This window comes from Streptomyces sp. NPDC037083, from assembly GCF_055606485.1.
Genome location: NZ_JBVJSQ010000008.1, coordinates 296,043 through 309,217, shown reverse-complemented (window position 1 = coordinate 309,217; position 13,175 = coordinate 296,043). Strand labels below are relative to the sequence as shown.

Sequence of the window (13,175 nt, the reverse complement as noted above, 5' to 3'; positions counted from 1 at the left end):
GACATCGGCGTACGGCTGAGCGTCGCACCGGTTCCGCTCCGGGTCGTTCAGCAGTCCGGTTGGGACGGCGGGAGTCGCAGGTAGCTCGACGTCAGGCGGTAGACGCCGGCTCTGGGGACGGTGAGGCGGGTCCAGGGACCGTCCGCGCCGACGCAGGCGCCCTCGGCTCCCAGCCAGGGTGAGTGGACGACGCGCACGGTGACCGTCCCGGCATGCGGCATGCGCACGGTCACCCCCGCCTCGTCGGCGGCCAGCACCTCGGCCGGGGCGGAGACGAGTGGGAGGGTGTCGCGAACGCGGTAGAGCGTCCAGTAGCGGTCGCGCCAGACCGGCTGCAGCCAGTCCTGCCCCTGCTCGATCAGTGCGGTCTCGTGTACGGCGGCCCGGTCGGGTGAGCCGTCGTGCACAGCGACGTAGCCGACGGCCCAGTGGCGCAGCCACGCGTGGTAGCGCCCTGCGTCGAGCCGGCCCTCGTAGAACATCCGGCCCCGCACCTTGTCCAACTGCTGGTTGAACCCGCGCATCAGCTGGACGTCCGGGGCGAAGAGAGCGGCCTCGCGATGGTCGGCGGCGGCGGGCACCTCCAGGCGACCGCGGTCCGCACCCAGTCGCTCGAGTTCCCGGAGCAGTCCGGAGGTGTGCGTGGCCCAGGCCGGGACGGGTTCGGGGCCGCGCAGACAGTCGACCGGCGTCTTGGCGAGATGGAGGACGGACGCGGTGAGAACCAGCGCCGCGGCCCGCATCCGACGGCGGGACACAGGGGGCATGTGGAGCAGGCCCGCGAGCAGGACCGCGGGAGCGAGATGGACGGCCAGCCGTTCCACGTTCGAGCCGATCGGGCTGGGGATCAGCCAGCTCAGGAAGACCCCCGCCCCGTAGACGGCCGCACCGGCCCGTACCGCCCGCCATTCGCGGGGGCACACCCCCACCACCGCGGCGGACATGAGCAGGGGCAGGCTCATCCGCAGCGCCGACATGGGCTGTTCGCCGTGGAAGGGGAAGAGCAGTGTGGTCGTGGCGACGGCGGCGACCGGCGGGAGGGCGAGGGCGAGACACTTGCCGTACTGCCGGTCCAACAGGTACCCGGCGCCCGCGACCAGCGCGAACAGGCCGGCCACCGGGCTGGCCAGCGTGGCGAACAGCGCGCCGAGGGCGCCCGCGGCGAGCCGGGCCGGGCGGGGCCGGCGCCCGGCCAGGGCGAGCAGGCCCGCAAGCCCGAAGGCCACGCCGACGGCGAACGTGGTCCGGCCCAGCGCGACGTTCACCCAGAGTCCCAACGCGCCGAGCAGGACGGGCCACAACGGTGCTCGCGCAAGGGTGCGCCGCAGGATCGTCCCCAGCAGCCACGTGGCGCTCATCCCCGCCAGCACGGCGACCGTGCGCCCGCCCAGAACCGCCATCAACGGAGGCGAGAGCACGCTGTAGTTGGCGACGTGCGCCCCGGCGAACCAGAACAAGCCGTAGGGGGTGCCCGGGTTCCTGGCGAAGAAGGCCGCCCACGCGTCCTGCGCGGCCAGGTCGCCGCCGCCCGTGGCGAAGAACGCCGCCCACACTCCGTACAGCGGAACCACGGCGAGGACGGCGACAAGCGGGACACGACCCACCTCGAGCCGGAAGCCGCGCACCGGTGGACGGTGGAGCGCCGGTGGGGATGCGGCGGGTGAGCGTACTGCGGAGGGCGTGGGCATGGCGCTGTTCCTGGAGGGAGGGCACGGGGTGTCCGAGCCCTGTGACTGAGCAGGCGCGGAACGGCTGGGCTGATACCAGCCGCATGTCCACTCTCGTCGCGCGCGCCGTACTGTACCCCGGCCGACGGGTCCCCCGCCGCATGCCCCCGCTCCGGCCCGTCGGCCGAGGCGCCGTCCCGCGCGATCCGCTCAACCCGTCCGCCGGCCCGCCGCCCCGCGTCGGCGCTCGAACATCCCCGTGACGTGCGAAGTCGTCGCTCGGGCGCGGCCGTCCGAATGCCGGCGGTCGCGCCGTCGTCGCGGTTGCCGGTGCAGGTGGCGGGTGCAGGTGAGGAGGGTTCCGCATACCGCCTTCAGGCCGGTCGAACAGGCACGATGACGACATAGCCTGACAACTCCAGCCCTTGGAGCGGGGGTTCGGCTTCGGACGGGCCCCTTGACGACGATGGACGGCCGATACCGGGCCGGAGTCGTCGCCAACGCATCCCGAGTTTCGGTTCGCTCAGCCGAACGAGTGGTCGTGTCGCCGCTCATCCCCGGCGACTGCGGACCAGGGTCCAGCGTTCGGCGCGAGCGGCCTGGACGCCGGGAGCGGGCACGCCGGGGCGTCCGGCGAGGCTCGCCCCGCATCCCGCGCAGAGCAGGTGCTCGGTGCATTTGTCGTGCCGTGATTTCGTGCCGCGGTCGGCCCTGCGCACCGGGCATCGGGCCGGCTCCCCGACGGGGGCGCCGGGACGGATCGGCCGGCGAGCGATGAGTCCGCGCCACGCATAGGGTCTGCCCTGATATGACTGAAATCATCGCCGACATCTCGGTTTCCCTCGACGGCTTCGTCACCGGCCCCGACCCCGGTCCGGCCAACGGTCTGGGCACCGGCGGCGAGGCCCTGCACACCTGGGCGTTCTCCCACGATCCCGAGGACCGCCGGGTCCTGCGCGAGGCGACCGCCCGCTCCGGCGCCGTCGTCCTGGGCCGCCGGCTCTTCGACGTGGTCGACGGGCCCGGCGGATGGGACGACACGACCGGCTACGGCGCCGGCGAGGTCGGCAGGCCCGCGTTCGTCGTCGTGACGAGCACACCGCCGGATTCGGTGCGGCTCACCGACCTCGACTGGACGTTCGTCACCACCGGGCTGGCCGACGCCGTCGGCACCGCGCGCAGGCGAGCCGAGGCGGCGTCCTCGGACAGCGGCAGGGACCTGGACGTCGTCCTCATGGGCGGCGGCGCCACCATCGGTTCGGCGCTCGCCGCCGGGCTGGTCGACGTGCTGTCGCTCCACCTCGCGCCCGTCGTGCTGGGGGCCGGGACTCCCCTGTTCACCGGCGGAGCGCCGCGCACCCTCGGGCAGCGAAGCGTCATCTCGACCTCGACCGTGACCCACCTGACCTACGACGTCCTCTGACCGTGCCTCCGGTCTCGCGGGCGGACGCCCTGACCTCGGCGACCGCCGGGCCCGCTCCCACGAACCGGCAGCGTCGCCGGGCCGCGGGGGCGGCCGCCGGAACGCCCGGTTCGCGGCGAGTGGCGGGCGTGCGACGCACCGCGGGGGATCTTCGTCGTCGCACGCGGGCCTGGCTTGCGGGGCGGTCCGGGGTGTCTCATAGTCCGAGGTATGGACGCGCGCGAGATGGCGCTGCGGCAGGCGTACGGGCATGCCGTGCGCTGGCTGGCGAGCCTCTCCGACCGCCGGGTTCCCGCCCGCGCCTCGGTCGACGCGATCGTGCGCGCGCTCGGCGCCGACCTGCCCGACGGTCCCAGCGCGCCCGCCGACGTCGTCGACCTGCTGGCCACGGCCTGTGAGCCGGGGCTCACCGCGTTTCCCGGCGGACGCTTCTACGGGTTCGTGGTCGGCGGCGCCGAACCGGCTGCCCTGGCCACGGACTGGCTGGTCAGCGCCTGGGACCAGAACTGCGTGATGCGCGCCGTCTCCCCCGCGTACGCGGCGGCGGAGGAGATCGCCGGTACGTGGCTGCTCCAGTTGCTCGGCCTGCCGGACGACAGCGCCGTCGGCTTCACCACGGGCGCCACGATGGCCAACTTCACGTGCCTCGCGGCCGGGCGCGACGCGGTGCTGCGGCGCGCCGGCTGGAACGTCGCCCGCGACGGACTCACCGGAGGACCGGGAGTGCACGTCGTCGCCGGTCAGGACCGTCACATGGCCATCGACCTGGCGCTGCGCTACCTGGGGCTCGGCCGACCCGACCTGGTGACGGCGGACGCCCAGGGGCGCATGGAGCCCGAGGCTCTGCGGCGCACCCTGGCGGCCCGCGGGCCTGGCCCCACGATCGTGATCCTGCAGGCCGGCGACATCCACTCCGGCGCCTTCGATCCCTTCGCCGAGACGATCCGTGCCGCCCGCGAGGCGGACGCATGGGTGCACGTCGACGGCGCCTTCGGACTGTGGGCCGCCGTCTCCCCGGACCACGCGCATCTGACGGCGGGCTGCGCATCGGCGGACTCCTGGGCGACGGACGCCCACAAGACCCTGAACGTCCCCTACGACTGCGGTCTCGCCGTCGTGCGCGACCCGTCCGCGCTCCGGGCGGCGATGGCCCAGCACGGCGACTACCTCATCCACGACCGCCAGGGCGACCCCGTCGACAAGGTCCCCGAGCTGTCCCGGCGCGGCCGCGCCTTCACCGTGTGGGCCGCCCTCCGGTCACTCGGCCGATCAGGCGTGGCCGACCTGGTCGAACGGCTGTGCAGGCACGCCTCCGCGTTCGCCACGGGCATCGCCGGGATCGACGGCGCGAGCGTCCTCAACGACGTCGTCTTCACCCAGGTGTGCGCCGAGTTCGGCGACGACGAACGCACGGACCGGGTCCTCGCCCGGCTGCTCGACGACGGCACGGCCTGGATCAGCGGCTCCACCTGGCACGGCCGGCGCGTCATGCGCATCTCGGTGAGCAACTGGTCGACGACCGACGACGACGTGACCCGTACGCTCGACGCCGTCCGGCGGGCCGCTCGTGCTCGCTGACGGCGTCGGGCGTGGGCGTGTGCACCGGCGATCGCACGGCCGGTGGTGCGCTCACCCCTGACGGGCGGAGGGCGAGGTGTCGCTCGCCGGCGGACGACGGGCCAGCACGCGGGTGGTGCCGCCGTCGTCCTCCTCGATGTCGCGGACGTGTGCGAAACCGATTCTGTCCAGCAGAGCCAGTGATGCCTCGTTGGGCGCGGCCACGGTGGCGTACACCTCGGTCAGTGCGAGCGTGTCGAAGCCGTGGGCGACGATCGCCTCCGCCAGCTCGGTCCCCAGGCCGCGCCCCCACGCCGCCGGAGCCAAGGCGTAGACGATCTCGTGGCCGCCGACGTCCGTCGGCTTGATCTCGGCGTGCCCGACCAGGAGTCCGTCCCGGCGAACGGCCCAGACGTCGAACAGGTCCTCGGCGTAGACCTTCGTGAAGATTCGCCCGAACATGGCGCGGTCCGCCGCTTCGGAAGCCGGGCCGTCGCCCATCCACCGCGACACCGTGGGGTCCTGGAACAGGGCGACGAAGCCCTCTTCGTCCTCGGGGACGTACGGTTCGAGCAGCAGCCGCTCGGTGCGCAGAGTGGGAGTCACGGCCGGCGACGCTACCCACGCGGCACCCCGCCGGCAATCCGAATTCCGCTGCGCCAATCACGGCGTCACTCCGGTGGGGCCTCCGTCTTCCGCGTGCTCCAGTCCCTTGCCGCGGGCCGTCGCGGCGAGGTGTGCGCCAGGCCCAGGAGGGCCGCCGCGGAACGGACCAGGGGGCGGCCGTCCTGGCCGAGGTGTTCGGCCGCGTGCAGGACGTCCGTGAGGACGGCCCGGTCGCGCTGCCGGACGGTGAGCGCGAGAAGCGGGTCGAGGTGGGCGCTCCACGCCGCGCGCGCCTCGGTGCCGGCGGTGGCGGCAGCCGTGGTCACCTGCCGTGCCCAGCGCCGGATTTCGTCGGGATCGGCGCAGGGCAGCGGGTGCGCGGTGAGCGCGGGACGGTGCGAGGTCCGGCCGGCGGAAGCGGCGCCACGCAGGTGTGCGGCGGCGGCGAGAGCGGCCGCCTGGGTCGTGTGGTAGCAGGTGCCGAAGAGGTAGGCCGTGGCCTTGTCGCCTTCGAGACCGGCCAGTACGTCAAGACGGTGCACGGGGCTGGGCAGGGCGCCGTCCGGTCGTTGTGCGCGGGCCAGCGCGTTCCATGCCTGGTTCGCCAGCGGGCCGGGGCCGCGTCCGTCGTCCAGGGCCGTTTCGCACAGCAGCAGTTCGGCGAGGAGGTCGAGGCTGCCGCGGGCGAGGTGGAGACCGAGCAGGACCCGTACGGTCTCGCGCAGCCGGGTCTCCTGCTCGTCGCCCCCGAGCAGGTCGCGGTGCAGGCCGAAGTCCGTTGTGTAGAACAGGACATGGGTGAGGGCGTACGTCTCGCTCTCGGTGAGCTGGAGCACGTCCGGGCCCAGGGCGGCGATGCTCTGGCGGTGGAGCGTGCCGATGTCGGGCAGGCACGAGGGAGGCGTGAACTTCCCGCGGTCGGCGAAGTAGCGCAGTTCGATCCTGTTGAGCACGGGTTTGTAGGCGCGCGTGTGGCCGCCCGCGTCCGCGGCGAGCAGCGCCTGGCACTCGGCGCGAAGCGCCGGCTGAGGGCGTCCGAGGAGTTCGAGCAGCCCGATGAAGTTGAGGTGGTACGGGAAGAACTCGTCGGCGCGACGCAGTCCGTTGCCGAAGTCCGGGCCGTCGGCGGTCTCCTGGGCGAGAGCGAGGGCGTGCCTCGTGAGCGGCGCGTCCGCGGGAAGGACGCCCGCCCGCTCCAGTATCCGGACCAGCCCGAGGAGTTCCAGCAGCGGCCCGGGCCGGAAGGGACGGCGGGGCAGGAACTCCTCCCACCGCCGCGGCGCGAACCATTCGGCGTGCGCTTCGAGCCAACGCAGCGCACCCGTCAGCACCCGCCGGGCCGCCGCGTCGTCGTCCAGCGCCGGGCCGCCGGCCCGGACGTGCGGGGGAAGCGGGGCCCAGGAGGCGGCGTCGGCCGGGTTGTTCATCGCCCGCTCCGCAGGCGCAGCAGCGTCAGCACCAGGAGCAGGATGCCGCCCATCGCGCCGAGGTCCGCCCACCAGGGCAGCAGGCCCCCGCCGCCCAGCAGGGTCTGTCGGGCCAGGTCGACCGCGTACGTCATGGGGTTGAGGTGCATGATCCAACTCAGCCAGTCGGGGGCGTCCTCGGCGCTGAACACGGAGCCGGACAGGAACAGCATGGGGAACATGGCCAGTTGAACGGTGGCCTGGAGGGTCTGCACCCGTTTGATGACGGTGGCCAGGCAGAGGCCGATGACGCTGAAGAGGACGGCGGCGAGTGCGTAGCAGCCCACCGCCGCGAGGAACCTGCCCGGCGTCAGTTCGACACCGACCAGCGGGGAGAAGGCGAGCATCACCACGCTCTGCACGGTGACCATGCCCGCTCCGGCGGCGACCTTGCCCAGCGGCAGGCAGATCCGCGGTACGGGGGCGACGAGGAGTTCGCGCAGTACGCCGTATTCGCGGTCCCAGGCGTAGGTCTGGCCGGAGGCGACCCCGATCGAGACGACCTGGATGGCGATGATGCCGGGATAGACGTACGCGCTGAACGACACGGAGCCGACGGAACCGATCATCCCGTCGAAGCCGACGGCGTAGACCAGGACGAAGAAGAGGATCTGCACGCCCTGGCTGAACAGGACACCGGGGCGTTTGGTCTGCCGCAGCAGATCGCGGTGGGCGATGACGCCGATGGCGCGCAGGGCCACCCTCGGCCCTGCGTCGCCCGCGGCGAGGGACGGGGCGACAGCGGTGGTTGCGGTCATGGCGTGCTCACACTCTCCCGTTGCGGGTACGGACGGTCCTGTCCGGCTGCCGCCAGGTAGACGTCGTTCATGGACGGATGGCGCACGGAGACGGTCAGGCCCTTGACGTCCAGGGCGCGCACCACCTCGACGATGCGGGCCTCGGGGTCCGAGCAGTGCACCGCGACTCCGCCCGGCTCGACGAGCGGTTCGAAACCCGCCGCGCGCAACTGCCGGACGGCGATCTCGTCGTCGGCGCAGGTCACCACGATGCGGGACGAGTCCAGGCGGGTCTTGAGCTGGTCGACGCTTCCCTGCCGGACGACCCGGCCCTGCTGGAGGATGACGATCTCGTCGGCGTACTCGGCCTCGTCCATGTAGTGGGTCGCGTACAGGACGGTCACGCCCAGTTCGTCGCGCATTCGCAGCAGGTCCTCCCAGACGCCGGCGCGCGCACTGGGGTCCAGGCCGTTGGTGGGCTCGTCGAGGATGATCAGCCCGGGGCGGTGCAGCAGGGCACGCGCGATCTCCACGCGCCGGGCGAGCCCGCCGGACAGCTCCTCGACCGGCTGGCGGCGGCGGTCGGCGAGGTCGAAGAGGTCGAGCATCAGGCCGATGCGGGCCCGGGCGTCATCCCGCTTCATGCCGAACAACCTCGCGTGGAACCAGAGATTGCGCTCGACGGAGAGTTCCTTGTCCAGGGTCCGTTCCTGGAAGACCAGTCCGAGACGCCGGCGTGCGGCCATGGGCGCCTGCCGTACGTCGTGGCCGAAGATGCGGACCGTGCCCCCGTCGGGCTTCGCGGCCGTCGACAGCACCCCGAGCAGGCTGGACTTGCCGGCGCCGTTGGGACCCAGCAGTGCGGTGATGCGGCCCGGTGCGGAGCTGATGGACACGCCGTGGACGGCGGTCACCTTGCCGTAGCGCACGACGAGGTCGCTCATCTCGAAGGCCGGTGTCTCGGACACGTGCGTTCCTTTCTCCCGCGCCCCCATCACGCCAGGCCCAGCGTGCGGTCCCAGGGCAGCGGGCCGTCGTCGACCGGCAGGAGCGAGAGCGCCACGCCCGCGGCGCCTTCGAGCATGCCCGCCGTGTCCACGGCCCGGTGCGGGACCGGCGAGCGGGCGGCGGCCGCGAAGCGCATGAGGTGGCGGAAGCCGAACGGGGCGTCCTCGTCGGCGCAGGCCAGCACCCGGTCGGTGAGTCGCTCCCGTCCGGCCTCCAGTTCGGGGTCGTCGACGGCGTGGGCGACTCGGGTCACCACCCGCAACAGACCGGCGTAGCCGTGGCAGACGGTGGCGCCTTCGATGGCCCACAGCGATTCGTCCCGCCGCAGTGCGGCACGCAGTCCCTCGACGGCGGCGGCGCACCAGTCGGGCCGGCCCATGACGCGTCCCGCACGCAGCAGGGCGGCGGCGACGCCGGGCGTTCCGTAGCACCACGCGGTACGGGTGAACAGTTCCCGCGGGCGGCGTGCGGCCACCTCGTGCTCCAGGCCGGCGCGGGCGGGCCAGTAGGGTCCCGCGTCGTCGTGCAGGGTCCAGCCCAGCAGCCAGTCGGCGATGCGGTGGACGGCGTCGCGCAGGCCGGTGACGTCGTGCCCGGCCTCGTACGCCGTGCACAGGACCGCCAGTGGCCCGGTGATGCCGTGGGCCATGCCCAGGTTGAGGTCGCCGCGCGGGTACGTGTCCCGGTCGCGCTCGCTGAGCTGGAGGTCGACCGGCACCCACCAGCCCGGGACCTCGTGGCCGTCGACCCGTACCGGGGCGGTGATGCCGACCAGGTGGCGCAGGGAGGCGGTGAGTGCGGACTCGACGTCGGGACCGGTCTCGGCCGGGTCGGCCGCCGAGTCCAGGAGGAGGCGGGTGGTTCCCGAAATGCCGTTGACCAGGTCGTAGGCCGCCCAGTCGACGCCGACGCCGCCGTCCTCGGCGCGGGCGCGGAAGACGCCCAGCCGTTCGGTCTGGTCCTCGGCGAGCCAGGAGGCCAGCTTCCGGCGCAGCGAGGCGTAGTGGCCGTCGGGGCCGGCGCACGTCTGTGCGGCGGCGAGCAGCGCGGCCGGTCCGGAGAACAGACCGCGGCTGGGCGCCGAGTTCATCGCCTGCCCGGCGGCGGCGAGATGACGGTGGGCGACGGGGCGCCAGGAGTCGTCGGTGCGGGCCAGTTCGCCGTACAGGAGGGCCGTGCCGGGGAGGCCGTTGGCGAGGGTCAGCGGCCCCCACATCACGGAGTCGTAGATGGGGTCACGGTTGTCGTCGCGGGATGCGACCGCGGCGACGTGCTCGGGGTCGGCGAGCCGCTGCGCCACGAGGGCGACGGCTTCCCGCGTGCGCGAGGTGGTGGCGGCGTTCACGACTGGTGCCTCCGGCGGTTGAGGTTGTCCTGTACCGCGCCCCGGGCGATGCCCAGCACGGTCAGCTCACGGGCGCCCTCGCCGCCGAAGAGGCGATTGCAGATCATGTGCAGCAGGCTGCCGACCACCCGGCCTTCCGGCGTGTCGCCCGCCTTCTTCACGAACGCGGCCAGCTCCGCCACCGCCTCGTCCCGTCGGCGGAGTGCGGCGAGGGCTCGGGCGCCGGCCGGTTCCCGCGAGAAGGCGGGCCATCCGCCGTAGGGGTCGACGACGGCCCGCCAGTGGGCCGACCGGGCACGGAACGCGGCGGGGAGATCGCGACGCGCTCCGGTCATGGAGAGCCAGGCCGCCGCGCCGTCGTCGCCGCAGTCCTCGGTCGCTCGCGGGTTGTCCGGCGAGGGGGGCCCGAAGGCGTGCGCCAGGGCGGCACAGGAGACGACGGCCAGGTCGTCGACTCCGTAGTCGTTCGAGGGGTCCTTGGCCAGCCGCAGCAGTTCGATCGCGGCTTCGCTGTCGTGCTGGAAGACCGACTCGGCCAGTGGCTGGGCCGCGGGGCCGCCGTAACGTTCGGTCTCCGGGTCGTACGGGGCGAGCGAGTGGCTGCGCAGCAGTCCTTCTCGTTGCCACTGCTGGAGCAGCCCGCCGACGGCCGGGGCGGCGGAGCCCCACAGCTCCTCGGGACGTGCGCCGTGCAGGCGCAGCCGCAGATGGTGTCCGGCGTCGTCGGTGTAGCGGATGAAGAACCAGCCGTCGGCGCCCTTCTGGCCTGCCAGGTCGACCAGGTGCGGGACGTGGTCGCGCAGCAGGTCGTCCTGGGTGCGGGCGGAGCCGTGGAGTTTGAGGTAGAGCCACTCGCCGCCCAGGCCGTGCACGAGACGCCCGGGCTGGCTGTGCCCGGTGTACGGGCGGCGGGGCGCGGCGGCCTCCCGGCGCCGGGTCATGGGGACGACCAGTTCGACCGTGTGGCCGGCCAGCGGACTGTCCAGCCAGTCCTCGTACTCGCCCGGGATCTCCTGGGCGATCAGGTCGGAGTGGCGCAGCACCTGGTCGAGGAGCAGTTCGCGGTGCCAGGCGTCGTCGAGGTCGAGCAGCAGCCGCTGGTCGGTGGTGACGGCGAGGATCCGGCGGGGTACGTCCCATGCGGCCCGCCAGTCGGCGAGCGCGCGCTCCCAGCGGGCCCGGCTGGTGTCGTTGCCGGCGCGCAGTTCCTCGGCCCGTGCACGGACCACGTCCAGCCGCCAGACGGCGGGAGCGAGGACGAACCGTCCGTGGCGCACGCGGGGCACGAACGGTGCGTCGGCGAGCGGCCCCCAGTTCCAGGGCTCCCACAGCCGCTGGCCCTCCAGGCCGATCTCCCACAGCAGCCGCACGGCGTTGGGCGCCTGTGCGGGGGCGCTGACCATGTTCCCGAGCACGGGCACGAGTTCCCGGCCGGTGGGCATGTGGACGGCGGTCAGCCGGTCCAGCGTCGCGCCGATGCCGATGTCGCTCAGCCGCAGCTCCTCCACGCCGGGGGCGTCCGGGACGCCGACGCTGACGCGCCGGCCGGTGGCGGGGGTGGTGTGGGCGAGGTTGGCGGCGCGCCCCGAGCGTGTTCTGAACGCGAGGTCGACGGGGACGGCGCCCTCGATGTGCACGGGGTTCTCCCGGTGCAGCGCCGCGAACTCCGCCCGCCAGCCGGGGTCCTGGTCGGCGAACCGGGCGAAGGTCGATCCGGCCCGGTGCGAGCCGGGCGACGGAGAGAGGAACACCCGGAAGTCTCCGTCGGCCATGGCCTCCACCGAGGGCGCGACGACCTGCACCGTCACCTCGCAGGAGTTGGGCAGGTCCGCGCGGTCGGCGGTGTCGTGGCACAGCTCGTCGAGGTCGGCGTCGCCGAGCACGACCTCGCGCAGCCTGGCGCGCTGCGCCTCGGCCGTCAGCCGGGCCATGGCGCGGTCCCGTCGAGCCGTGCGGAACTCCTGCGGCGGGGTGGCCGGCGCCTCGCTGTTGGGCCAGCCGTAGCCCGCCGGGGCGCCCAGTCCCGTCGACTCGTCCAGCAGCTCCAGAACCGGCACCAGCCGGTCGGCTCCGTAGACGTCGAGGAATCGGCGATGGTAGTCACGCAGGGCGAACAGGCCCAGTTTGGGACGGGACAGGCGCCACATCACCCCGGTGGCGTCCTCGACCGCGTCGCGCACCGCGTACGGCAGATGCAGCGAGGCGTCGATGCGGGTGTCGATGTGCAGGGGCGTGTCGTCGGGCTCCACCGACCGTGCCGTCTGCAGCAGTCGGGCCAGATGTTCGCGGCCCTCGCCCACCGGCCGGGCGTCGTACGTCCGCCGTGCGCGCTCCACGGCCAGCAGCGCGTCGTGTGTCCGGCGGGTCTCCTCCGACGGGCCGGTCACCTGCTCGAGGAGTCTGAGGACGTGGTGCAGCGGGTCGCCGCCGTCCAGCGGCGGGCGCAGACCGGTGATGAGGATCTCCTGCTTCACCAGCTCGGCCAGCAGCCCGCGGACCCGCTCGACAGGGGCGCCGGGGAACGCCTCGGCTGTGCGCCGGACGAGCTCCTCGTACGGCAGCGGGGCCACGGACTCGGCCAGGACCCGTTCGACGACGGGCGTCCTGCGCACCGACACCGTGGAGCGGGCCTCGCCGCTCTCGGTGAGGCGTACGCCCTGTGTGGAGGAGGAGGCGAGGACCAGGCGGCCGCCGCGCAGCACGAGGGCCTGGTGGGCCTGGACGGTGAGCGCGGACAGCACGGCCGGGTCGCTCTCCAGGCGATGGCCGACTCTGGTGAGCCACTGCATGTCGGCATGGGTGCGGGTGCGGTGTGCGGTGCCCCGCTCCGCCTTGGCGGTCGAGTCGAAGCGGCCGGTCGCCACGCCCGCGAACAGTCCGAAGGGGGTGGGGCGGGTGCGCATCCGGATGTCGTAGCGCACAACGGCGAGCGCGGCCCGGCGCAGCTGTCCCGCCTTGATGCCGGCGGCGCCGCGCTCGGCGACGCGGCGGACCATGGCGCTGAGACTGGGGGACGCGAGGTCCAGCGCCTCGCTCAGCACCTCGTCCGAGGGGACGCGGGCGAGGAGTTCGGCGCAGGCTCCCAGGTCCTGGGGGCCCGCGGCGGGGAGAAGCAGACCGGGTGCGCCCGTTGCCAGCGGTGCTCGGTGCAGGAAGACGTCCTTCGCCTCGAACGGTGTCTCCTGTGACGGTTCCCCCACGGGTGTCCCCTTCTTCGTCCTTGTCGCTTGTTCTCGGGAACGGCCGGTGGGGGCGGGGGGGAGGCCGCCCCGCCCCCCCGCCGGGCTAAGGGATTTTTTTACAAGGTTAGACGAAGTGGCTGCAGCCAGAGGCCCCGCCCCCTCCTGTTCCGCCCCGGGGGGCCCC

At 73.5% G+C, this 13,175-nt stretch carries 9 protein-coding genes; 2 read left to right on the top strand and 7 right to left on the bottom strand.

All coding sequences use genetic code 11. The features are described 5' to 3' along the window. Positions 1–47: 47 nt before the first annotated feature. Complete coding sequence (locus ACZ7DE_RS23175; protein WP_470764080.1) at positions 48–1,625, bottom strand: hypothetical protein; 1,578 nt, start codon at positions 1,623–1,625, stop codon at positions 48–50. Positions 1,626–2,475: 850 nt separating this feature from the next. On the opposite strand from ACZ7DE_RS23175, the gene ACZ7DE_RS23170 reads away from it, so the two are divergent. Both ACZ7DE_RS23170 and ACZ7DE_RS23165 read left to right on the top strand, forming a co-directional pair. After that, positions 2,476–3,090, top strand: coding sequence for a dihydrofolate reductase family protein (locus tag ACZ7DE_RS23170; protein ID WP_470764078.1), 615 nt, complete (start codon positions 2,476–2,478; stop codon positions 3,088–3,090). Between the two features lie 210 nt (positions 3,091–3,300). Further along, complete coding sequence (locus tag ACZ7DE_RS23165; RefSeq protein ID WP_470764076.1) at positions 3,301–4,668, top strand: pyridoxal phosphate-dependent decarboxylase family protein; 1,368 nt, start codon at positions 3,301–3,303, stop codon at positions 4,666–4,668. Between the two features lie 51 nt (positions 4,669–4,719). Here ACZ7DE_RS23165 and ACZ7DE_RS23160 read toward each other — a convergent pair whose 3' ends face one another. From ACZ7DE_RS23160 to ACZ7DE_RS23135, 6 genes are all read right to left on the bottom strand, one after another. Next, complete coding sequence (locus ACZ7DE_RS23160; protein ID WP_470764074.1) at positions 4,720–5,253, bottom strand: GNAT family N-acetyltransferase; 534 nt, start codon at positions 5,251–5,253, stop codon at positions 4,720–4,722. Positions 5,254–5,318: 65 nt separating this feature from the next. Continuing rightward, positions 5,319–6,680 carry a DUF6895 family protein gene (locus ACZ7DE_RS23155; RefSeq protein WP_470764072.1) on the bottom strand — a complete coding sequence of 454 codons (1,362 nt, stop codon included), beginning with the start codon at positions 6,678–6,680 and terminating at the stop codon, positions 5,319–5,321. Continuing rightward, complete coding sequence (locus ACZ7DE_RS23150) at positions 6,677–7,477, bottom strand: ABC transporter permease (RefSeq protein WP_470764070.1); 801 nt, start codon at positions 7,475–7,477, stop codon at positions 6,677–6,679. Before ACZ7DE_RS23150 ends, ACZ7DE_RS23155 begins: the two co-directional genes overlap by 4 nt. Continuing rightward, positions 7,474–8,424: an ABC transporter ATP-binding protein gene (locus ACZ7DE_RS23145; RefSeq protein ID WP_470764068.1), complete on the bottom strand. Its 951-nt coding sequence runs from the start codon at positions 8,422–8,424 to the stop codon at positions 7,474–7,476. Before ACZ7DE_RS23145 ends, ACZ7DE_RS23150 begins: the two co-directional genes overlap by 4 nt. A gap of 26 nt (positions 8,425–8,450) precedes the next feature. Then, positions 8,451–9,809 (bottom strand): lanthionine synthetase C family protein, encoded by a 1,359-nt coding sequence (locus ACZ7DE_RS23140; protein WP_470764066.1) that lies wholly within the window; start codon positions 9,807–9,809, stop codon positions 8,451–8,453. Continuing rightward, positions 9,806–13,009 carry a lantibiotic dehydratase gene (locus tag ACZ7DE_RS23135; protein ID WP_470764064.1) on the bottom strand — a complete coding sequence of 1,068 codons (3,204 nt, stop codon included), beginning with the start codon at positions 13,007–13,009 and terminating at the stop codon, positions 9,806–9,808. Before ACZ7DE_RS23135 ends, ACZ7DE_RS23140 begins: the two co-directional genes overlap by 4 nt. Positions 13,010–13,175: the final 166 nt, after the last annotated feature.